The sequence below is a fragment of the Geobacter sp. SVR genome (genome assembly GCF_016865365.1).
Lineage (GTDB): Bacteria > Desulfobacterota > Desulfuromonadia > Geobacterales > Pseudopelobacteraceae > Pelotalea.
The window spans coordinates 1569483-1591891 of the sequence record NZ_AP024469.1; the positions used below are offsets into that span (position 1 = coordinate 1569483).

Below are 22409 nucleotides of genomic sequence, written 5' to 3' on the forward strand. Positions count from 1 at the left end.
CTTTCGCTACAGGCAGAGTGTAGTTATGTTTCCAGGAAATTGCGATTGTTGAACAGGCTCATGGTCTTGGGCAGCCCCTCATCCAGCAGCATCTCCAGCATGTCGAGCCCTCCGTCCAGCACGCGCGACAATGCTTCCATCTGGTCAGGGGGGATGGTGCCGAGTACGTAGCCGGTCGTGTCCCCCCGGGGAGGCCTGCCGATGCCGATGCGCAGCCGCAGAAAGTCGCCCCGTCCTAGCTGCTCCATGATCGAGCGCAGGCCGTTGTGGCCGCCATGCCCCCCTCCCTGCTTGAGCCGTACCGTGCCGAAGGGGAGATCCAGTTCGTCGTGGACCACGATCAATTGTGACAGCGGCAACTTGTAGAATTGGAGAGCCTGCATGACCGACCGTCCCGAAAGGTTCATGAAGGTCTGTGGCTTGAGAAGAATCTGGCGGTTTCCGCGGTAGCTCCATTCCCCGGTTAACCCCGAAAAGGCCTTGCGGGTGATGGGAAACTGCTCCAGATTCGACAGGCGGTCCAAAAAAAGGAAACCCGCATTATGGCGGGTCCATTGATATTGGGGGCCGGGATTGCCCAGCCCCGCGATGACAAATGTACTCATGAATAGTAATCGTGCTCTGTGCGCCTTTAGGCCTCAGCAGCCGCTTCTTCCTTGGCCCTGCCGAGTATGCTGACTACCGGCGTGCCGGGGTTGTCGAGAACTTTTACGCCATCCGGAAGCGGAATTTCATTTACGTGGATGGAGTGAGCGATCTTGAGATCGGTGATGTCGATTTCAATGCGGTCGGGGATGTTGCCCGGCAGGCATTCCACATGCAGCTCGTGGTGCGCCAGATCCAGCAGCCCACCCTCCTTGACGCCGACGGCAGCACCTTTCAGAACGACCGGCACCGTGAGGCGCAGCTTCTCGTTCATATTGATGCGGTGCAGGTCGACATGCCGGTAGGTGCCCTTGACGGCATCGCGCTGCAGGTCGGCGATGATGGCCATGCACTGGTCCAGGCTGCCGCCTCCGATCAGCGTGATCAGGTTGTTCTGGCCGCCATCGCCGGTCAGGACACCCTGCAGATCCCGGTATTTTATGCTGACTGCAATCGGGTCCATACCTTTGCCGTAGACGACGGCCGGAACCATGTCGGAGCCCCGCAACTGGCGGCTGATGCTCTTACCGGTCTTCGATCTCAGTTCGACGTTCATCTGTTTCTGTTGCATGGTGTCCTCCCCTGGTAGTGGTGGGTAGTGGCCCTCTTCAACGTGTATTAAACGAACAAAGAACTTACCGATTCATCTTCGTGAATGCGTTTGATAGCCTCGGCCAGCAGGTCAGCCGACGAAAGGACCTGTATCTTGGAGGTCTGCTCTGCCTTGTCTCCCAGCGGGATGGTATCGGTCAGCACGATCTCCTCGATAACGGAATTGTTGATGCGCTCGATGGCCGGACCGGACAGCACGCCGTGGGTGGCACAGGCGTAGATGGCCTTGGCACCGTTGTCCTTGAGTGCCTTGGCTCCGTGAGTCAGTGTGCCGGCAGTATCGATCATGTCGTCCAGCAGGATGGCGATCTTGCCGCGCACATCGCCGATCAGGTGCATGACTTCGGCCACGTTGGGAGAGGTACGGCGCTTGTCGATCACGGCCAGAGTGCAGCCCAAACGTTTGGCGAAGGCCCTGGCGCGCTCGGTGCCGCCTGCGTCCGGGCTGACCATTACCACATCCTGGCCGTCGAAACGTTCCTTCAGGTAGTTGAGGATGACCGGAGCGGCATAGAGATTGTCGACCGGAATGTTGAAGAAACCCTGGATCTGACCGGCATGCAGGTCGATGGTTACGACCCGGTCGACACCGGCGGTGGTGATCAGATCGGCCACCAGCTTGGCGGTAATCGGCGTGCGGGGTGCGGCTTTGCGGTCCTGGCGGGCATAGCCGTAGTAGGGGATGACGGCGGTGATGGTGGCTGCCGAGGCGCGCTTCAGAGCGTCGGCCATGACCAGCAGTTCCATCAGGTTATTGTTGGTGGGCGCACAGGTGGATTGAATGACATAGACATCGCGGCCACGCACGTTTTCACCGATTTCGATCATGATCTCGCCGTCGGAGAAGGTGCGGACGCGGGCGGCGCCGAGCGGAACGCCGAGGCTTGCGCAGATCTTCTCTGCCAGTGGAGAGTTGGAGTTGCCGGTGAAAATTCGTATCTTGTTCTGCATGGCTTTGATTACCTTTCGGCCCCCGAAAAATCTGAAAAAAACCGCTCAAAAGTAACTGCAAGGTATACTAAAAGGACAGCCAAAAAGCAACTTCTTTCGACAACGGACAACCGGGATCTTCGGAGGGATTTCCCGGATAGTATACCAGATTAACAAGGCCCTGCAGGGGGCCTGGAAACCCGCCTCTGATTCGATTCGTCGCCCCTGTCGCGGGAGTCCCGTCATCTAAACGGCGGACGCCTGGGGCTGTCGTATCGTTTCGGCATGCTGATCAGCCCTTCGGTCAGGGCGAATTCCACAAACGATTGTGCTTCATCCGCAGGGATGCCCAATTCTTCGGCGATCCGGCCGCAGGAGGTGTTGCCGTCCAGCCGGTCGAGCAGGCGGTAATACGGCTCCGCAAGAGATTCCGTCAGTATTCCGTCCCGGTGCGGGTAGATCACCGCCCAGGAGCCGGTCGGCGCGTGCCGGCCGGTGAAGGAAATCAGATCCGGCTCGCCTGCCGCCAGGATGTCCAGAATTTCGTAGTGGAAGCTGACCAGGCGCGTTGAGGGTGCAAGCCGGGCAGTACACCCGAGCAGTGCCCCGTGTTTCGGTCGGTGCCGGCCGGTCGGCGGCGGAGTAAGCAGGGCTGCGGCGTAATGATAATGGTAGTCAACTAGGTCGAGAGCCAGGGGCAGTACCCGTTTCCAGCGCCCGGCCCCGAACGCCCCGCTCAGAAAAGTGCGCTGAATCTGCCAGATTTGCTCATCGCTCAGCTGATCCTCGCTGATATCCGCTCCCCTGGCGGCGGCCAGCCAGTCCGCGAACCGGTGGAGCAGTTCCGAAGGGCGCAGCTTGAGTGCCGCACAGACGCTGTTGAACCAGGCGACCGCTTTGCCGCGGGTATAGAATATGTCGCAGGCAGCGGCCAGGGCATGTGCGCGCGACATGTCACCGGGGCTGAAGCTGGGGGAGGAAATCAGCGTGTAGGGCGGGGCAGGGAGATGCTCAAGGCCGATGGCGCCGGCGCGCTCCGCCAAGGCGGTGCCGGGCAGAATCGCCAGAGGAAAGATGTCCAGGTGATTTGGATAGAGGGTGAGCGCAAAGTCGATGCTGGCGGAGAAGCCGGTGAAGCTGTCTCCGGGCAGTCCGTAGATCAGATCGAAGCCGAAGACGGCCCCGGATTCGTTGAGCAGGCTTGCCTTGGCCCTGAAATCGCGGGGATCGAACCTGCGGCCGACCCCCTGCATCACCTGCGGATCGGCGCTTTGCAAGCCGATCTGCAGCGAGCAGCTGATCGCCGCGAACAGATGTGACATTTCCCGGTCGATGAATTCGCTGCGCACCTCGAAATGAAAATGGATCCCGGGTGCGATCCTGGCGATCATCTTCAGGATGGTCTTGGCCCGCACCCGGTCCTGGTTGAAGGTGGAGTCGAGTACGAACACCTGGCTAACTCCCTCTTTTGCGAAGTGCCGCAGCTCCGCCTCGATCCGCTTGAGCGAGAACCTGCGTACACCATGCGCGCCGCGTGCATCGTAGCAGAAGTCGCACTTGAAGCCGCATCCGCGTGAGAGTTGCCAAAGAATGCCGCCGAGGCGGCTGCTGTCGATGATCGAGTTCAGCCAGGGCGAGGGAATGACATCCAGATCGGGCAGAGGGGAGGCGGATATTGTCGATATCGTGCCATCCCTCCCTTGGAGGGCAATGCCCGGTATGCCGGCGACAGCGTCGCCGGTTGCCAGCCTGTTGCAGGCGGCTGTAAAGGGACGTTCTCCTTCGCCCAGGATCAGGAACTCGAAGGGTGCCTCGGCCAGTATGCCGGCTGGATCGGCGGTCGCCTCAGGGCCTCCGGCGAACAGTCGCACTCCCGGCTGGCGGATTGCCAGCTCACGGGCGATCTCCCGGCACATCGTACGGTTCCAGACATACATCGAAAAACCGATTGCATCGGGTTCGAGGGCGAGCAGTTCACGGGTGCAGTTGACGATGTCCTGTCCGGCATAAAAATCCAGCTGCTCGATCTGTGGAAGCGGACCGGGGCTTGCGGCAAGGAAGCCGCGCAGAAAAGCAGTACCCAGTGGTACCGCCTGTGGCGAAGGGTAGGGATGGATGGCGACGAGAATAATGCGCACGGTCAGTCCTGCGGCTGATCTCTGAAGCAAGAGGTGGACGGCAACAAAAAAGGGACAGCCACGTATGGGCTATCCCTGTTTAATAGTGGCTGGGGCGCCAGGGATCGAACCTGGGAATGCCGGAATCAAAATCCGGTGCCTTACCGCTTGGCGACGCCCCATCATACATTACATAGATACTATGGATTCATAAGGTTTCAACTGCCGCGGCGAACCAGTCTCCACGTTCCGACAGGGTAGCGCATGCCGCTTCCGCGGTCGATTGATCCCTGAAAAGGCCAAAGACGGTGGGCCCGCTGCCTGACATCATCGCGCCGAGCGCCCCCATCCGCAACAGCGTCGTTTTGATCTCCTCTATGACCGGAAAAGAAGGGATGGTCACATCTTCCAGATCGTTGGAGAGGATCGCGCAGACATCCTCGATGCTGCTGAAAAACTCCGGGAGCTTAGCCAACTGCCGCCGGTTTGTCAACTGCAAATTTTGGTAGACCCAGGCCGTCGAGACGTGTACGCCGGGGTTCACCAGTACCACCCAGGCCGGCGGCATGGTAGGCATGGCCCGGAGCTGTTCGCCGATGCCCTCGGCCAGTGCGGTCTGCTTGAAGACGAAGAAGGGGACGTCGGCGCCGAGGGTCACGCCGATCTCCATCAGGCGCCGGTCCGAAAGGCCGAGCTCCAGCAACTGGTTCATGCCCATCAGTACGCTGGCGGCGTCGCTGCTGCCGCCACCCAGTCCGGCAGCAACCGGGATGTTCTTGGCGATCGTAATGGAGGCACCCTGCCCGGTGCCGGCCAGGTCCAACAGCGTGCGCGCCGCCTTCCAGGCGATGTTGCCGGGGCCGTCGGGCACGCCGTTCTTGCCGCAGGTCACGACCAGTTCGGCGGTGTCGTTGAGCGTGATCTCTATCCGGTCGCACAGGTTGATCCGCTGCATGACCATGCGCAGGTCGTGATAGCCGTCAGGTCGACGACGGATGACGTCCAGCAGATAATTGATCTTGGCCGGCGCCAGGATGGTCAGGTGATTCACTGCAATCCTCCGAAAATATGGTCATGTCCGGATGCGTGAGCATCCCGGACGCATGTTCAAAGCTCACTGATTACTAGAGCAAAGACCTCTTGAAATCAAGTCAAAACTGGCCGTGACCGGGTTCGGGTACTTGCAAGCATCTTTCGCTCACGATATACTGCCCCCGCAGGTGGCCCTGCGCCATCGATGCCGGAACCGGGAAGGACGGCTCCCGTTACAAATTCAATCGAAGCTGAAAGGATAGTGGCTATGAACCCGAGATTGCCCGCCGAATGGGAAGCGCAGGATGGAGTCCTGCTGGCGTGGCCCCATGAAGGCACCGACTGGGCCTATATGCTGGGCGACGTGCGTCCGGTCTTTGTGGAGATCATCCGTCAGATCACTCGCTTCGAGCGGGTTGTGTTGACGTCGCCTCGAACCGCCGAAACGCAGGCCTACCTTGCGGAGCAGGGCATTGATACGCGGCTGGTCACCATCTGCGAGATGCCCAACAACGACACCTGGGCCCGCGACTTCGGTCCCATAACCGTCGAGTACAACGGCCAGCCGGTGCTGCTCGATTTCGCCTTCAACGGCTGGGGGCTCAAGTTTCCCGCCAACCACGATAATCTTATCACGAGGCAGCTCAAACAGCAGGGGGTGCTGGCCCCCGGCCTCAAGACGATCGGGCTGGTGATGGAAGGGGGCAGCATCGAGAGCGACGGTCTCGGCACCATTCTGACCACTGCCGCCTGCCTGATGTCCGGCAACCGCAATCCCCAGTTGGATCAGAACGAAATCGAGCAGGCCCTGGCCTCGCTCCTGGGAGCGCGGCGGGTGCACTGGCTCAACCATGGGTTTCTGGCCGGGGATGATACCGACAGTCATATCGATACCCTGGCCCGGATCTGCCCCGATAACGTAATTGTCTATCAGGCCTGCGACGACGAGCGCGACGAGCATTACCGGGAGCTGAAGCTGATGGAACAGGAGCTGTCCGCCTTCAAGGCTCCGGACGGTTCCCCCTATCGGCTGATTCCACTCCCCTGGCCCAAGGCGCGCTTCGATGAAGATGCTCACCGTCTGCCGGCCACCTACGCCAATTTCCTGGTGATCAACGGCGCGGTGCTGGTGCCGACCTATCGGGATGAGGCGAAGGATCATCTGGCCCTGGAGCGGATCGGACAGGTTTTTCCCGGCCGCGAGATCATCGGTATCGACTGTCTGCCGCTGGTGGAACAGCACGGGTCGCTGCACTGCGTGACCATGCAACTGCCCCGGGGGGTGTTGTCATGACGATCAAGATTGCCCTGATTCAGCAGTCCTGCGGCGAAGACCGCCAGGCCAACCTGGACAAAAGTGTCGAGATGATTACCCGTGCCGCTGCTGCCGGTGCGGCCCTGGTGGTCCTGCAGGAGCTGCACGCCGGACCCTACTTCTGCCAGGTGGAGCATCCGGACCTGTTCGATCTGGCAGAGTCGATCCCAGGCCCTTCATCCACCCGCCTGGGCGACCTGGCCCGTACACTGGGCATCGTGCTGGTTGCCTCGCTCTTCGAGCGACGTGCCGCCGGCCTGTACCACAATACGGCCGTGGTATTCGAGAAGGACGGCTCCATTGCCGGCACCTACCGAAAGATGCATATCCCCGATGATCCCGGCTTTTACGAGAAGTTCTACTTCACGCCGGGGGACCTGGGCTTCAATCCCGTCAAGACTTCTCTTGGCAAACTGGGGGTGCTGGTCTGCTGGGATCAGTGGTATCCGGAGGGGGCACGCCTGATGGCGTTGGCCGGAGCGGATCTGCTGATCTACCCGACTGCCATCGGTTGGGACCCCTTGGACAGCGAGGCTGAAAAGGAGCGCCAGCGCGAAGCCTGGATCATCAGCCAGCGCGGCCATGCCGTTGCCAACGGCCTGCCGGTGCTGGCGGTCAACCGGGTCGGCTTCGAAGCCTCCAGCGACAAGCCCGAAACCGGTATCCGCTTCTGGGGCAGCAGCTTTGTGGCCGGTCCCCAGGGTGAGGTCCTGGCCGAGGCGACCAGGGATAAAGAGGAAATCCTCATGGCGGAGATCGATCTGCGGAGGAGCGAGACCGTGCGGCGGATCTGGCCTTTCCTGCGCGATCGTCGCATCGATGCCTACGGGGATATTCTCAAGCGTTATCGGGATTAGTCGATTATTTATTGTTGCCACAGAGGATACAGAGAGCACAGAGAACGTCAGAACAAACTGCCTGCTGTGAATTTGAACGGTTGGCATTTGTAAATTGGGTTCGGCTTTCCTCTGCGATCTCTGTGCCCTCTGAGGCAAAAGAGGTTTTACATGGCTCTGCTCGAAAAAGAACTGCTCGATGCACTCTCCAGCTCCCGCATCCTGTCTTCGATGATCACCCCTGCGGTGCTGATCTCGGCCTGCGGCACCCTGATCTTTTCCACTTCGGCCCGTTTGGGACGCATTTTCGACCGGGTCAATGTGATGAAGGGCGAGGTCGAGGCAGTCGTGGACGGTAAGATATCCTATCCTGCCGAGCGTTTGCTGCATCTGAAGGGACAGGTCAACCTGCAGAAGCGGCGGGCCTTTCTGCTGCAGAAATCCATGGCCGCCCTGTACACCGCTACCTCGCTGTTCGTGGCCTCCAGTCTGGCCATTGCCATCAACGTGGCCTATGGCGGGCCGGAGTACAACTGGATAGCGACCGCCATCGCCCTGGGAGGCGGCCTGTTTCTGTTCGCTGCCAGCGCCCTGCTGCTATATGAGAGCCGCTTCAATCTGCGCTTCGTCACCCGTCATATCGACTTCATCGAGTTTTTGGAGGATAAGGCGACCCGATCGGGCGTTGTCACGCCATCAAATAGTATAAGTGCAATTCCGGATGGCAAAGAGGTAGAACCCTTGGTGCTGAAAGTTCAGTGATCCATTCTTCCCGCTCGGTGTGCTTAGCGTAGAAGGAGAGAGTAATGAAGAGCTCAAATGTGAAGATAGGAATCAGACTTGGTGCAGGTTTCGGTATAGTACTTCTCTTTATGGTCACCATGGGGATCTATTCCATCCTGCGCCTCTCCTCCATCAATCAAGAGATCCAGAAGGTGACGGACGACCGTTGGCCCAAGGTGCGTGCCCTGGCTGAACTCAAGGACAACGCCAATATAATTGCCCGGGCGATGCGGAATATGGTGCTTTTGAGTGATCCTGCCGAAGATCAGAAAGAGAAAAAAAGGATACTGGAAGCACGCGACGTGATCGGAAAGAGGATTGAAGACCTGGGCAAAACGGTCGAGTCCACCGAAGGCAAGGCCATGATGGCCAAGCTTCAGGAGAAACGAGTCGAGTATATCAAGTCTCAAAACCTGGTGATCGAGCTCACCGAAAAGAATAAGGACGATGAAGCCAAAATTGAGCTTTTCGGAAGCGTACGCAAATCTCAGGGGGAATATTTCGCCGCCATCGATGAACTCATAGCATATCAGGGTAAATCGATGGATAAGGCGGGCGACGTGGTTGAAGCATCGGTCAGGTCGACGCGTACGATCACCATAATTATTCTTGTTGTTTCGATTGTGATGTCGTTTGTTATCGCGACGGTCATCGTCCGAAGTATTACCAGACCGGTTGCGGCCCTGGTCGAAATGAACAGGAAGTTTGCTGCAGGAGACCTGACGATAGCTATCGATGTGACCGGTGAGGACGAAATAGGACTTCTGGCAGCATCCTCCCGCACGGTTGTGGCAAATCTCAGGAATATACTGAATCAGGTGTCCGATACATCCAGCCAGGTCGCATCGGCGTCGAACCAGCTCCAATCCACCGCCGAACAGATTGCCACGGGTGCCGAAGAAGTCGCCTCGCAGACCAGCACGGTGGCGACCGCCAGCGAGGAGATGGCTGCCACCAGCAGCGACATTGCCCGCAATTGCAGTATGGCGGCGGAAAGTTCCCGGGAGACGAGTGCTTCGGCCACCAAGGGAAGCGCCGTCGTCCAGGAAACGATCACCGGAATGACGAGAATTTCCGAGCGGGTCAAACAAACCGCTAAAACGGTTGAAAATCTAGGAGCACGGTCGGAGCAGATAGGCCAGATTGTCGGCACGATCGAAGACATAGCGGACCAGACCAATCTGCTGGCGCTCAATGCCGCCATAGAAGCGGCACGCGCAGGTGAACAGGGCAGGGGATTTGCGGTGGTTGCGGATGAGGTCAGGGCGCTGGCTGAACGTACGACGCGGGCAACCAAAGAGATATCCGACATGATCAAGACCATCCAGAGCGAGACCAGATCGGCTGTTCGCGCCATGGAAGAAGGCGTGGAGGAGGTCGAAAGAGGGAGTGCAAGTTCCGAAAAATCAGGTCAGGCGCTTGAAGAAATACTCGCCCAGATCAATGAAGTTACCATGCAGATCAATCAGATAGCCACAGCAGCAGAGGAACAGACTGCCACGACAGGCGAGATTACAACCAATGTGCAGCAGGTCACGGAGGTGGTTCAGCAGACAGCCCGCGGGGCAGGTGAAACGGCGACCGCCGCTGCCCAACTGTCATCGAATGCCCAGAGACTGCAGGAATTGGTAAACAGGTTCAGGTTGGCGTAGTCGCGATGCGTGCCCAAGATTCCTCAGGAGGGGCAGGGAAACCGGTTCAAATTGCGGGAAAGCGGTAAACCAGAATTGACCATGTTTTCTATTCAACTGTAAAAGCCGGGATTTCCCGGCTTTTACAGTTGAATAGAAAAATTCTGTCAAAGATTCCGATCAGGTTGGGCAAGCGAAGCTAGGTGGGCTCGGATTCAAGGTACCATACATGCCCCATTGACCCAGGTATTCACCGTTGCTGCTGAATTTCTGGATGCGATAGTTATAGTCATCCACAACATATATGTTTCCATTCTTATCTATGGCTGCAGCGGACGGATATTTGAACTGGCCATTATCGCTTCCATATGATCCCCATCCCATGATGAATTCGCCGCTGCTGCTGAACTTCTGGATACGGTTGTTATGCCGGTCGACCACATATACATTGTCATCCCTGTCTACAGCTATCGCAGACGGGGTCGAGAATTGGCCATCGCCGGTTCCTGGCGTTCCCCATTGGCTTAAATATTGACCGTTGCTGTTGAATTTTTGGATCGTCTTGTTGCGGTTGTTCGCCATGTAAAGGCTGCCGCTGTCGCCTACAGCCAATGCCGTGTAAAAATTGTATAGAAGGCTGCCGTTGTCCGGCATGCTCCATTGTGACAGATATTCGCCGTTACTGTTGAATTTCTGAAGGCGAGGGTTATCTATGATATTGTCGAGAGCGTAGAGGATATTGTTTTTGTCTATGGTGAATGCCGAAAGATAGCTGAACTCCCCATCGCCGGTTCCCCGTCGACCCCATTGTGCTATGAGCCTACCGTCATTGCTGAACTTCTGAATACTGATATCATTGTCGTAATAGTTGCTACCTGCATATATATTTCCGGATGTATCCGTGCCTAATAAGGTTGTGTACGTGAATTGCCCTCCATTTGTGCCATATTTTCCCCATTGCCCCAGGTAGGTACCGTCGCTGCTGAACTTCTGGATGTTGCTATTGAGCACATCTGCTACGTAAATAGTATCGTTCTTATCGATAGTTATTGCGGAAGGATAAGCGAACATCCCCTTGCCGCCATAATCGGCCGTGAAATCCTTTCCCGTGACGTTGGTTGTGTCAATAACCACTTCAATAAAGTCCTGTGTCAATCCGTAACCGGCCAGAGAGGAGACTATCCAGTATCTTCCGCGCTGGACATATAAGGTGTAATTTCCAGCCGAATCGGTCTTTACATGTGGCAAGATCTGGAGTGAAGGCGATTGCACATTTTTATCGGTGGATTTACTGCTTGGTGGAGGCTGAATAGGTATTGCAATTGGGCCGCCGCAGCCCAGAAACGGATAAGCGGTCACGACCACTCCGGGTATGCCTGCGCCGGACAATGTTTTTACGTTTCCTGTTATGGTGCGGAGTCCCAGCTTGCCGGAGTCCGGACTTCCCGTAAGCAGGCCTGAAGTAATAGGGGTGGAGGGAAGAATCTCCTCGCCCCCCTGTTTGTCGATAATGCTCACGCTGCCGTTACTGACATTGATCGAAGCAATGTCGAACAACATGTCCAGTCCCTGTCTGTCGGCCGTGTACTTATCGTTGATTATGTTGTGGGGCGATGCTCCGACCGACTCGAAAAGCGGAGTCAACGTTGTCTGCAGGCTGGTTAGCGAGGTTGGAAGGGTGGAGGCGAGATTTCGCATCGTGGACAGAGAAGGATTGGCAAAAAGATCAGCCGGTGTCTGTCCACCATTCGCCATGGTCACTGCCAAATCAGTCAAGGGGTTGATATTGCACGTTCCGGGATTTGAGCTCAGCGAGTGAAGCGTATAGTTGACTCCAGCGGCACTTCCGGTGGCCTGCAAAAGAAACGGCGGAGCCAGGCCGGTGACGTCGAAGCTGAAAGATCCATCTTCCGCAATAGTAGATGATAACTGTTTGGTTGGGGTTGAGGAATCTTTAATGGTAACGGTGCCTGCGAGCGGTAATCCCGCCGCCGCAACACCCGTTATCTGAGGGGGCGAACCACCATCTCCTCCGCTTCCGGCACAGCCGGTAAGGCAGATGAGCAGAAATGCCAGGTGCACCATCATCATCCACAAATTTGTCGGTTTCACTTCCATGGTCCCCTCCTTGTCTATCCCGTGATTTCAGCCAGAACAAATACTGCCGCAGTTAGCTTCTTTCATTTTCTGTTCCTTCTAAACAGACGATCCTCCTCCTTGTCCTTTCCGTCAGGTGTGTCACTTCCCGACGGTTGATGCCGGTGGCGGTGCTGATACGGCTGATCGTGCCGTGGCTGTATGAGACCTGCAGCAGTGCGGCCGCCTCCTCAACAAAGGCCCGTTTTGGATCTCTTCGACTGCCGAGCCGGGTAAGGTGTGTCAGCGGTGCCAGCAGGTGGCTCAATGATCCATGGTTTTCTGTAATGAGTTGATTTTATAAATGTGCAATTTACACATTTATTGTCAAAAGACAAGATTTTTTTAGAGGGCATTACAAGTTTGATGCTGGCAAAAGGGAGAGCAGAGAGAATAAAAAAGGCGGAATCCCTTTCGGAATTCCGCCTTTCCAGCAACTATCAATGATTGTGTGAGTGTTATCCCCTGAGCCCCGCTTCTTTGGCCAGACTGCTCCAGGCCGGCAGGCTGCGCTCGATCACTCCCTGGTCCACGCAGTAGGCGATCCGGAAAAAACCGGGTGCGCCGAAGCCGGCTCCCGGCACCAGCAGGATATGGTGCTTCTGGGCCAGTTTTACGAAGTCCACATCGTCAGTAAGGGGCGATTTGGGGAAGAGGTAGAAGGCGCCATCCGGCATGACCATCTCGAATCCCATGGCCGACAGGCTGGAGCACAATAGATCACGTTTGGCCTGGTAGCTGGCGATATCTACGGACGAGTTCTGCAGTTTCGCCACCAGCCGCTGCATCAGGGCCGGCGCATTGACGAATCCCAGCACGCGGTTACTGAAGATCGCCCCTTCCATGAACTGCTGCACCGTGTCCATGCGCGGGTTGGCAGCCAGATAGCCGATTCGCTCGCCCGGCAGAGCCAGGTCCTTGCTGTGGGAGGTAACGATGATCGAGCTTTCCACCAGCGGAAAGATGTTGGGTACCTGCTTGCCGTCATAAGCGATGCGGGCGTAGGGTTCGTCGGAGATGACATAGATCAGGTGGCCGTTACGCTGGTGGACCTTTTTGACAAGCTCTCCCAGTTGCCGCAGGTTCTCTTCGGGGTAGATCACGCCGGTCGGGTTGTTGGGAGAACAGATCAGGATCGCCCGTGTCTTGGGAGTCAGGGCCTTTTCAATGGCTTCGATGTCCAACTGGAAGGTTGTGCGGTCGGTCCATACTTCTACTGGCACACCACCATGGTTATCGATGTAGAATTTGTATTCCACAAAGTAGGGGGCCAGGATGATGACCTCCTCCCCGGGATTCAGGATCGTCTTGAGAACCACATTCAGCGCTCCGCCGGCGCCGCAGGTCATGATAACCTGATCGGCGGTGACCCCCAGGCCCGATTCGCGGGCCAGTTTTTCTGCCACGGCAGTGCGCGTTTCCGCATAGCCGGCATTGTTCATGTAGCGGTGCATGCCGGGCAGCGGCTGTCCTGCCAGTGTCATCAGTTCGCGACGAAATGCCTCGGGGGGCTCCACATCCGGGTTGCCCAGGGTGAAGTCGTGCACGTTGTCGACGCCGAATTCCTGGCGCAGGCGTTCCCCTTCCTCGAACATTTTGCGGATCCAGGACGATTTCGAGATGTGGCTGGCGATCTTGTTGGCTATGGCCATGGTGGTCTCCTAGAGCGGGAAGAGATGAAGAATGCGCTGATTCTGAAAGCCCCGGCTTCAGCAGAGGGGCTTTGCCCCGTGGACTTTTCGGCACTCTTCATGGCACCTGTCCGGGGTATTGACATAAATGAAGGCATGTGCTGGATTGTGCCGGTGAACTATGGAATACTACAAACTATTGCCGGAGAACTCAATGCAAATTCCTGTCTATCCCGATTCACGGGCGCTGGCTCTCGACGATAAGGTCTTGCTGGACCCTCTCCTGGGGTCGCTCCAGCCGCAGGTTTCGGAACTGACTTTTGCCGGTCTGTATCTATTCATGTCGGCCCACCGTTACCGTTTGGCCCGCATTGACGAATCACTGATCATACTGGGAAGAGGCTATGACGGCAGGGAGTATTTCCTGCCGCCGCTCGGTGGGGATATTTCCGCAGCCCTGCAGGTGCTGTTCGCCGACGGACGTGAGCTTTACGGAGCCGACGATGCCTTTGCGGTCAACTATCTGACAGGCGAAGATCTGCAGGTGTCGGAGGACAGGGATAGCTTCGACTATGTCTATCTGCGGGATGAGCTGGCCAGCCTGCCGGGCAACCGCTTTCACAAGAAGAAGAACCGCATCAGCTATTTTTCCCGGCGGTATGACTATCGGACGGAGCAGTACCAGGACCGGCACCGGGATGGTTGCCTGGTGCTTTTGGAAGAATGGCGCAGATCGGTTGTGGAAGCGGACAACCCCTCCCTGGAAGCCGAGGTGGAGGCAACCGCCATGGCACTGAAGCTGTCCGGCGAACTGGGACTGGAAGGGGTGGTCGTGCTGGTGGCGGATTCGGTCAAGGCCTTTTCGCTGGGAGAACGGCTCAGAAACGATACCGCCGTATGCCATTTCGAGAAAGCCGACCCTTTCATGGAGGGGCTTTCGCAGCTGGTCAACCGAGAATTCAGCCGGATGTTGTTTCAGGACTGCCGCTATATCAATCGTGAGCAGGATCTGGGGGATCAGGGGCTGCGCAGCGCCAAGCTCTCCTATCATCCGGTGGAGATGATCAGGAAGTACAGGGCATCGCGCCTGGTTGAATGAAGATGAGAATGAGTATGACCTTTGCTGTGACAAGTATCGAAACCAGCGGGAAAATTACTGTTGCGCTCAGTGCGGAAACGTAGTATAAGATCTGTTCTTTAAAAACGGCTTCGGCCGAATCTCCTTGCTCCGGGTTGGACCGGGGCTCGAAAACCGTGAGGAGGAAGCACACATGAGGAAGTACGAAACGATTTACATCCTCCAGCCGGACCTGAACGAAGATGAAATCAAAGTCATCGCCGACAAGGTCCAAGACGTCATTGCATCCTACAAGGGCAATTTTCAGCGACTGGAAGACTGGGGCATCAGGAAGCTGGCCTACCCCATCAGGAAAAGCGCCAGGGGACGCTACCTGTACCTGCGTTTTGATGGCGGCGCCGAGATGATCGCCGAATTGGAGCGTCGTCTCAGGCTTGACGAGAAGGTGCTCAGATACCAGACCGTTAACATCACCGATCAGCCCGAAAAGCCCGTCGCCGAGAAAAAGGCGCCGCTGGCGGAGCCTGAGGCTGCTGAGGCTGTCGAAGCCGGCGCACCTGCTGCAGAAACGGCAACTGAATAATTCCCTGGAGGATAGAATACCATGAGCAATGAGAGACCCGCATCCCAGCAGAGACCCGCAGGCGGCCCCGGCGGCCCCCGCAAGAAGCGTCCGTTCCAGCGTAGGAAGGTGTGCCGCTTCTGCGCCGAGAAGAACCTGACCATCGACTACAAAGAGCCCCGCACGCTCCGCTACTTCATCTCCGAGCGCGGCAAGATCATTCCGCGCCGCATCTCCGGCAATTGCTCGATGCACCAGAGGGAGATCACCGAGGCTATCAAGCGCGCCCGCAACCTGGCGCTGCTGCCGGTTGCCTCGACTCACGTGCTCCCCTAAACCGGCTGCATGAGTCCGCAACCACAAGGCACAGCAGGGGTACGGCTGGCTGCCGCCGTTCTTGGCGTGCTCGGATCGTTCGCTCTGTTTGCCGCGTATATCGCAGTTCCGCCGGCAGGCCTGATATCGGGCCTGCTGGCGCCTTTTCCAGCCGCATTTTCACGATTCAAATTCGGCCGGGGCACGGCAGTAACCATCATTCTGGGGACCATAGCCCTGCTGACCAGCCTTTTCGGGGTTCAAACCGCCATCCTGTATTTGCTCCAGTGCGGGATGGTCGCCCTGATAATGCCGGAACTGCTGGTACGGGGGCTGGGAGCTTCCCGCTCCATCGCCTGGGCCACGGCGGCCGGTTTGGGCATTTGCAGTATGGCAGCTCTGGCAGTAGCCGTTACCAGCGGCCAGAACCCCCATCTTCTGGCGGTCAAGGAGATCAACGACAGTATCACCCACGCCATAAGCCTTTATGAAAAGGCCGGCATCAAGGGTGAAGAACTCGACTTGGTCAAGCAGTCGATGGCCATGGCTGCCGGCTTGATCGTCAAGATCTACCCGGCCCTGATCACCATTGCCCTGATCGCCATAAGCGGTCTGAATCTGGCCCTGCTCAAACGCTCCTCTTCGCGCTGGAATTTTGAGCTGCGAATCGGTGATTTCAAGGATTTCAGAAATGCGCAGTTACTGGTGTGGCTGCTGATAGTCGCAGGATTTGCCATGCTGGCCGATACTCCGGTCATCACCGTACCTGCTCTGAACGTACTGGCAGTTTTGGCGGTGCTTTATTTCCTGCAGGGACTGGCGGTCATTACGGCAGTCCTCGCCCGCCAGGCCTTTTCCGGGATCCTGAAAGCCGCATTGTACCTGATGTTGCTGTTTCAGCCGTATCTTTCCGCCCTGGTGGCGATCATAGGAATATTCGACCTGTGGGGTGACTTCCGCACTCCCAGAAATCAGGAAAACCTGTAATACAGGCTTGAAAGGAGAAGAAAATGAAGGTAATTCTGCAGGAGAACATCGACACCCTCGGCCACATCGGCGATATCGTCAAGGTTGCACCCGGTTATGCGCGCAACTACCTGCTCCCCAAAGGACTGGCTGTCGTGGCCACCGAGAAGAACGCCAAGGCCCTCGAACATGTCAAGCGCCAGATGGCCTACAAGAAGGACAAGGCCCTCGAATCCGCACGTTTGCTGGCTGCCAAGCTGGGCGAACTGGTAATCGAGCTGACGCATCAGGCCGGTGAAGAAGGTAAACTGTTCGGCTCCGTTACCAACATGGAAATCGCCGCCTCCCTCAAGGAGAAAGGCTTTGATATCGACCGCAAAACCATCGTGCTGGCCGACCCCATCAAAAACGTCGGCGAGTACACCGTGCCGGTCAAGATCAATCCTGAAGTCTCCGCTTCGCTCAAGGTTACGGTCAAAGCGGCCTAATAACACTTTACGCCAATTTTAATTGTACTCAAAGAGCCTGCCGGTCACCCGGCAGGCTCTTTGTTTTAGGACACTGTTTCTCCGGTGCGTGACGTATATCACGAACTGATGCAGTCCCCGTTGACAATATTTGCCGCGCAGGCGACAATGACAGTTTATCGGGAGGGTAGCGTGGATACCATGTTGCTTGAAATGCTGGTTATTTGCCTGATGGTCGTGCTGAACGGCTTTTTTTCCTGTTCTGAATTCGCCATCATCTCTGTTCGAAAAAGCCGGATCGCACAACTGCAGACCGAAGGAGACGAGCGGGCGCGCATTATCGACGGTCTGCAGCAGGACCCCCATCGCCTGCTGGCAATCGTTCAGATCGGCGTCACCGTGACAGGTTCCACCGCATCGACCGTCGGCGGCATCATCGCCATCGAAAAGATACGTCCGATCCTGCTCGATCTCCCTTGGCCGGTCATACAGCATGCCGCCGAACCCCTGGCGGTCATGTCGGTCGTCGTTGTGGTCTCTTACTTTTCCCTGATTATCGGTGAACTGGTACCCAAAGCCATCGGCCTGCAATACGCCGATACGATCGCGCTCTGGGTCGCCAAGCCGATCGATTCTCTGGCGCGTGTGGGGTCGATCGGAGTCAGTCTCCTGACCGCTTCCAGCAAGGCCGTCATGCAACTGATTGGCGTAAAAGACGACCGCTCCACCTTCATCACGCGGGAAGAGGTTCAGCACATCGTGGCCGAGGGGCACGAGAGCGGCGTGTTCAGCACCACTGAGCACGAGTACATCCAGAACGTATTCGAATTTACGCATACCTGCGTCCGTGAAGTCATGGTGCCTCGTACCCGCATCGTCGGTCTTGAGCTGTCCGCCTCGCGCGACGAGGTCGTCAGGGTGGTGCTGGAGAATATGTATTCCCGCTATCCGGTCTACCGGGGAACCATCGAGGACATAGCCGGTGTGGTGCACGGCAAGGACCTGCTGGGAAGGCTGGTGGCTGGGGAGCCTTTCGATCTGCTGGCCATCATGAGGCCGCCGGTCTTCGTGCCGGAAAGCATGATGGTCAACGATCTGCTCAAACAGATGCAGCGCAGCAGGAATCAGATGGCGCTGGTGGTGGACGAGTATGGCGGACTGAGCGGGCTGGCGACCTCCGAGGACCTGATCGAAGAATTGCTGGGAGAGATCGAGGACGAGCACGATGCCGGAGAAACGGGTGCTGTTCAGAGCCTGCCGGATGGACAGCTCCTGGTGGCCGGCTACCTGTCGGTGTTCGACCTGGACGAGACGATCGACATCAACCCCGAGGATGATCTGCCCTACGACACGGTAGCCGGGTTGATCCTTCACGAGCTGGGCCGGTTTCCGTTGCGCGGTGAGGCAGTGGAGTGGCACGGGTACCGCTTCATCTGTGAAGAGGTGACCCGCACCTCCATTCTCAAGGTGCGCATCGTTCCGGTCAAAGGATGAACGTGCCGAAACTGAAGCCTTCCTACATCAAAATTCCCGGTCTGATCCTCCTCGCCCTGAGTACCCTCATGATCAGCCTGGCGTTTTTCCTGCCGCGCCTGATCGATGTCAATGCCTATCGCAACGAGATAATCGACGTTCTGCAGAAAACCCTCAATCGCAAGGTCAGCTTCTCGCGCGGCGAATTTTCGATGCATATCGGTCCGACCTTTACCTTCGACGACGTCACGGTAAAGGAGCCGGACGGCGTTTCGGATTTCCTGTCGGCCAGACGCATCACATTCCACCTGGCGCTGCTCCCGCTGCTCGAAAAAAAGGTCGTGCTGAACGACGTAACCCTGGATGGTGCAGGGCTGCGCCTCAAGCGGGGAAGTGACGGCACCTTGAATATCGAGGACCTGCTCAAGCCGGGGAGCGAGTCATATCAGATTCATCTGAAGCGGGTGCAGGTCAGGAATGGTTCTCTGGAATGGCGTGACATGTTCATAGGCAAAGGGGAATTTTCTGCACGTGCCGAACATGTCAACCTGTCGATGGAAAATCTTTCCCGTGGACGCAAGGGGAGCTTCAAATTGTCCTGCGAGCTGCCGGGACAGGCTTCCGGCCCCGCCCTGGTGTCTTTGTCAGGAACGGCCCGTCTGCCGGCCGGCACCACCCCCCTGACGGAAACGGAGCTGAATGCGAACCTCGACCTCAGACAGGCTGATCCGGGACATTTCTGGCCCTACTACGGCAGGTACATTCCCTTCGACAATCCCGGCGGCCGGATTGACCTGGCAACCAGCTTCAAGGGCCGCATGCGCGAGTTCAGTGCCAAGGGAAAGCTGAAACTGGCCGGGGTTACGGTTCACTGGCCCACGGTTTTCCACCATCCGGTCAACCCGCGCCTTGCGCAGCTGGATTACGAACTCAGGCTCAATAAAAACGCCATCGACATGCCTTCGCTCCAGTTCTCCGCCGATGGCTTCAGGATCAAGGGGAGCTGCAGGCTTCAGGATATCACCTCATCCGATCTGCGGATTACCGCGCGAGCGACCTCCGAACCCTTCCGTCTCGAGGGACTGCGCCAATGGATTCCCTACGGCATCATTGCCAAGGACGCCTCGGAATACATAGAGGAACATATCACCGGAGGCACGTACAAACTCGATGAAGGCTCGCTCGATGGCCGCATCAGCCAGATCGTGCACATGGAAAAGGGCACCAACTACAACGTGCTCCATATCAAGGGCAGGGTCGAAAACGGCATTGTCAGCTACGGTCCCAAGGTGCCAACTTTTACCAACATACGGGCCGGGCTGGAAATGCTGGGCAAGGACTTCATCGTCAGCCATGCCACCGGTACGTTCGGCAATTCTCCCTTCAAGGTGGAGGGGCGCATAACCGACTATCCCCTCGACAGCCCCTGCAGCTATCCCTTTCAGATGGAGATAACCCCGCATCCGGGCGATGTGGCGTGGCTCTCCCGTCTGGCGGGTGCCGACCGGCTGAATTTTGCAGGCACCTCCACGTTGCAGCTGCGGGGAAGCGGCCTCGTCTCCTCCTATCGTCTCGCGGGGGAGTGGGAGCTGAAGCAGGCCAATTACGCATTTCCCGGGATCATCCGCAAGCCGTCGGGCATGCCCAATCATATGAGCTTCAGTTCCATTCTCGGTCCCAGCGATACCCGCCTGACCAGTCTGTCCTACACTCTGCCGCCGATGGCCCTGTCCGGAACGGCACACTTGAAATACGCGAAAGAACCGCATCTCGATTTTGAACTGCAGACCAACCAGTTTCTCTTGAGCGAGTCGCTTCCGATTCTCTCGCAGTGGCAGACCTATCGGCCGCACGGCAAGGTCCAGGCTCACATCACCGGCAGCGGCAATCCGTCCGATTTTGCCGCCATGGACTACAACGGCACTGTCGGGCTCACTTCGTTTGCCTTTCTACCCGGACAAAATCTCAAGCCGATCAGCAATGTCAACGGTTTGATCACCTTCAAGGGAAACAGTCTGGAAACATCCAGTATCAGCGTGCGTTACGGCAGTTCGCTTATCAGTGCCAAGGGCAGGATCAGGGATTTCAAGAACCCCGAAGCTGAAATCACCCTCGCGTCACCTGAGCTTTTCCTCAAGGATATCGCCGATGCCGCGCCCAAAAACAATGTCGCCATCCGCAGGCTCCAGGCCTCGCTTGCCATCAGGAGCAACAGCTATGTTGTCCGCAGTTTGTCCGGGCAGCTCAACTCCTCCAATTTCAACATCAGCGGTACCTATACCGGCGGCAGCGCCCCCCAGGCCAACCTGTCGCTCGGCTCTTCCCAGCTCGATATCGAGGATCTGCTGCTGCTGACCAAGCTGACAGGGCAGGGTGCGGGGCCATCCAGTGCATCCGACGGGGAATTCAAGATCACCCTGGCTGCCGATGCCGGCAAATACGGCAAGCTGCCATTTACCGCCCTGAACGCCAGCCTTTCCAGGGATGAAGGCATTGTGTATCTGCAGAAGCTTGAGGCCGGCATATACGGGGGCAAGCTGTCGGCCAAGGGCAGAATCGGGCCCAATACCGCCGGTCCGGGCAGCCGCTACGATCTGAAGTTCAATCTCGAGCGGGTCAATGCCGAACGCCTCCTGCATGCCCTGGACGCCTCCCGCGAAGTTACCGGCACGCTCAATCTGGAAGGGGAGGTCACGGCCCGTGGCGACAGTCTGGCGGAGATCAAGAAGACCGCCCTGGGCAATCTGCGACTGCGTCTGGAAAAGGGGAGCCTGCGTAAATTCAGCGTGCTTTCCAAAATTTTTTCCATCCTCAATCTCTCGCAGTTGCTGAAATTTCAGCTCCCGGACATGGTGGCGGGTGGCATGCCGTACAATACCATCAAAGGCAGCTTCGCCGTCCGTGACGGGCTCCTTTCCACCCAGGATCTGTTCATCCGTGGCGATGCCCTCAATATTTCGCTGGTCGGTAACGCAGACGTGGTCAGGGAGGAGCTGAAATTCACCATCGGAGTGCAACCGCTGCAGACCGTGGACAAAGTGGTGAACCGCATCCCTGTGGTGGGCTGGTTGCTCACCGGCAAAGACAAGGCTTTCCTGACCGCCTATTTCGAGGCAAAAGGGCCGTGGTCCAACCCCCGTGTGGAGGCCATTCCGGTCAAATCGATGGCAAAAGGGGTCCTCAATATTTTCAGGAGGGTATTCGAGTTGCCCGTGCGCCTGTTCACCGATACCGGTGAGGTCATCCTGGGGAAATGAATCGTTCCTGCATCCTCTCGTACAGCCTGACTGAACGGACCTCAGGCGGGGGATCTTTGGGGCGGCACATAAAATTACTGAATAAAAAACGACAAACTGTTGACAGACAGGCCTGATTTCCCCTATTATTGAAAATCAAGTTCAATAGGGGGCGCGATGGACCTGGAAAAGAAAAAGACGTTCAACAATTTTGCTGCACGCAAAGGGCTGCGCTCCACGCGCCAGCGCGACATCATCCTGGACGCCTTCCTGTCCACCCACCAGCATGTCAGTGTCGAAGAACTGTACCTCAAAATCAAAACCACCCATCCCGGGATCGGTAACGCCACGGTATACCGTACACTCAAGCTGTTCGTCGAGGCCGGCCTGGCCCGCGAGATGCTGCTGCACGACGGCCAGACCCGTTATGAGCACATAACCGCCGGCGAACACCACGACCACCTGGTGTGCACCGGATGCAACAGCATCATCGAATTCGAGAACGAGACCATCGAACAGTTGCAGAACGAAATCGCCATGCGTCACGGATTTCTGATCCGGAGCCACAAGCTGGAGATATACGGCCTGTGCTCCGCGTGTCGTGGATAAGGTTTCCGCTGGATCCTGCAGCATAAAAAACCGAT

The 22409-nt window shown here is 57.3% G+C and carries 19 protein-coding genes and 1 tRNA gene; 12 read left to right on the forward strand and 8 right to left on the reverse strand.

Translation table 11 applies throughout. The annotated features are described in order from the left end of the window. Positions 1 to 23: 23 nt before the first annotated feature. The 6 genes from pth to ispE all read right to left on the reverse strand — a co-directional run bounded on the left by pth (position 24) and on the right by ispE (position 5355). Positions 24 to 605 carry an aminoacyl-tRNA hydrolase gene (pth, locus tag GSVR_RS07240; RefSeq protein WP_173197202.1) on the reverse strand — a complete coding sequence of 194 codons (582 nt, stop codon included), beginning with the start codon at positions 603 to 605 and terminating at the stop codon, positions 24 to 26. A 26-nt stretch (positions 606 to 631) separates the two neighbouring features. Further along, positions 632 to 1216 carry a 50S ribosomal protein L25 gene (locus tag GSVR_RS07245; protein ID WP_173197204.1) on the reverse strand — a complete coding sequence of 195 codons (585 nt, stop codon included), beginning with the start codon at positions 1214 to 1216 and terminating at the stop codon, positions 632 to 634. 47 nt (positions 1217 to 1263) lie between these two features. Next, entirely contained in the window at positions 1264 to 2208 is a 945-nt protein-coding gene (locus GSVR_RS07250; RefSeq protein ID WP_173197206.1) for a ribose-phosphate pyrophosphokinase, read from the reverse strand. A gap of 221 nt (positions 2209 to 2429) precedes the next feature. After that, positions 2430 to 4325, reverse strand: coding sequence for a B12-binding domain-containing radical SAM protein (locus GSVR_RS07255; protein WP_173197208.1), 1896 nt, complete (start codon positions 4323 to 4325; stop codon positions 2430 to 2432). An 86-nt stretch (positions 4326 to 4411) separates the two neighbouring features. Then, positions 4412 to 4486, reverse strand: a tRNA-Gln gene (locus tag GSVR_RS07260). Between the two features lie 26 nt (positions 4487 to 4512). Beyond that, a complete protein-coding gene (gene ispE, locus GSVR_RS07265) occupies positions 4513 to 5355 on the reverse strand; it encodes a 4-(cytidine 5'-diphospho)-2-C-methyl-D-erythritol kinase (protein ID WP_173197210.1) in 843 nt (280 codons plus the stop codon). Between the two features lie 249 nt (positions 5356 to 5604). Here ispE and GSVR_RS07270 point away from each other — a divergent pair, with 249 nt between their 5' ends. The 4 genes from GSVR_RS07270 (at position 5605) to GSVR_RS07285 (ending at position 9922) form a co-directional block, all read left to right on the forward strand. After that, on the forward strand, positions 5605 to 6630 hold the full coding sequence (locus tag GSVR_RS07270) for an agmatine/peptidylarginine deiminase (protein WP_173197212.1): 1026 nt from the start codon (positions 5605 to 5607) through the stop codon (positions 6628 to 6630). Then, positions 6627 to 7508 (forward strand): carbon-nitrogen hydrolase, encoded by an 882-nt coding sequence (locus GSVR_RS07275; RefSeq protein ID WP_305040945.1) that lies wholly within the window; start codon positions 6627 to 6629, stop codon positions 7506 to 7508. Before GSVR_RS07270 ends, GSVR_RS07275 begins: the two co-directional genes overlap by 4 nt. 150 nt (positions 7509 to 7658) lie before the next feature. Then, on the forward strand, positions 7659 to 8249 hold the full coding sequence (locus GSVR_RS07280) for a DUF2721 domain-containing protein (protein ID WP_173197214.1): 591 nt from the start codon (positions 7659 to 7661) through the stop codon (positions 8247 to 8249). Between the two features lie 44 nt (positions 8250 to 8293). Further along, positions 8294 to 9922, forward strand: coding sequence for a methyl-accepting chemotaxis protein (locus GSVR_RS07285; protein ID WP_173197216.1), 1629 nt, complete (start codon positions 8294 to 8296; stop codon positions 9920 to 9922). A gap of 159 nt (positions 9923 to 10081) precedes the next feature. Here the strand turns inward: GSVR_RS07285 and GSVR_RS07290 are convergent, their stop codons facing one another. Together GSVR_RS07290 and GSVR_RS07295 are read right to left on the reverse strand one after the other, a co-directional pair. After that, positions 10082 to 12019: a 6-bladed beta-propeller gene (locus GSVR_RS07290; protein WP_173197218.1), complete on the reverse strand. Its 1938-nt coding sequence runs from the start codon at positions 12017 to 12019 to the stop codon at positions 10082 to 10084. A gap of 476 nt (positions 12020 to 12495) precedes the next feature. After that, a complete protein-coding gene (locus GSVR_RS07295) occupies positions 12496 to 13689 on the reverse strand; it encodes a pyridoxal phosphate-dependent aminotransferase (protein WP_173197220.1) in 1194 nt (397 codons plus the stop codon). Positions 13690 to 13882: 193 nt separating this feature from the next. On the opposite strand from GSVR_RS07295, the gene GSVR_RS07300 reads away from it, so the two are divergent. From GSVR_RS07300 to GSVR_RS07335, 8 genes are all read left to right on the forward strand, one after another. Continuing rightward, positions 13883 to 14767, forward strand: a complete 885-nt coding sequence (locus GSVR_RS07300; protein ID WP_173197222.1) for a DUF2156 domain-containing protein — start codon at positions 13883 to 13885, stop codon at positions 14765 to 14767. A gap of 172 nt (positions 14768 to 14939) precedes the next feature. Beyond that, entirely contained in the window at positions 14940 to 15329 is a 390-nt protein-coding gene (rpsF, locus tag GSVR_RS07305) for a 30S ribosomal protein S6 (protein ID WP_173197224.1), read from the forward strand. A 21-nt stretch (positions 15330 to 15350) separates the two neighbouring features. Continuing rightward, complete coding sequence (gene rpsR / locus GSVR_RS07310) at positions 15351 to 15644, forward strand: 30S ribosomal protein S18 (RefSeq protein ID WP_173197226.1); 294 nt, start codon at positions 15351 to 15353, stop codon at positions 15642 to 15644. Positions 15645 to 15653: 9 nt separating this feature from the next. Then, complete coding sequence (locus GSVR_RS07315) at positions 15654 to 16610, forward strand: YybS family protein (protein WP_173197228.1); 957 nt, start codon at positions 15654 to 15656, stop codon at positions 16608 to 16610. A 23-nt stretch (positions 16611 to 16633) separates the two neighbouring features. Further along, positions 16634 to 17077 (forward strand): 50S ribosomal protein L9, encoded by a 444-nt coding sequence (gene rplI, locus GSVR_RS07320; protein WP_173197230.1) that lies wholly within the window; start codon positions 16634 to 16636, stop codon positions 17075 to 17077. 171 nt (positions 17078 to 17248) lie between these two features. Continuing rightward, a complete protein-coding gene (locus GSVR_RS07325) occupies positions 17249 to 18550 on the forward strand; it encodes a hemolysin family protein (RefSeq protein ID WP_173197232.1) in 1302 nt (433 codons plus the stop codon). 2 nt (positions 18551 to 18552) lie between these two features. Continuing rightward, positions 18553 to 21786: a DUF3971 domain-containing protein gene (locus GSVR_RS07330; RefSeq protein ID WP_173197234.1), complete on the forward strand. Its 3234-nt coding sequence runs from the start codon at positions 18553 to 18555 to the stop codon at positions 21784 to 21786. A 156-nt stretch (positions 21787 to 21942) separates the two neighbouring features. Further along, on the forward strand, positions 21943 to 22374 hold the full coding sequence (locus GSVR_RS07335; protein ID WP_173197236.1) for a Fur family transcriptional regulator: 432 nt from the start codon (positions 21943 to 21945) through the stop codon (positions 22372 to 22374). The last annotated feature ends 35 nt before the right edge of the window (positions 22375 to 22409 follow it).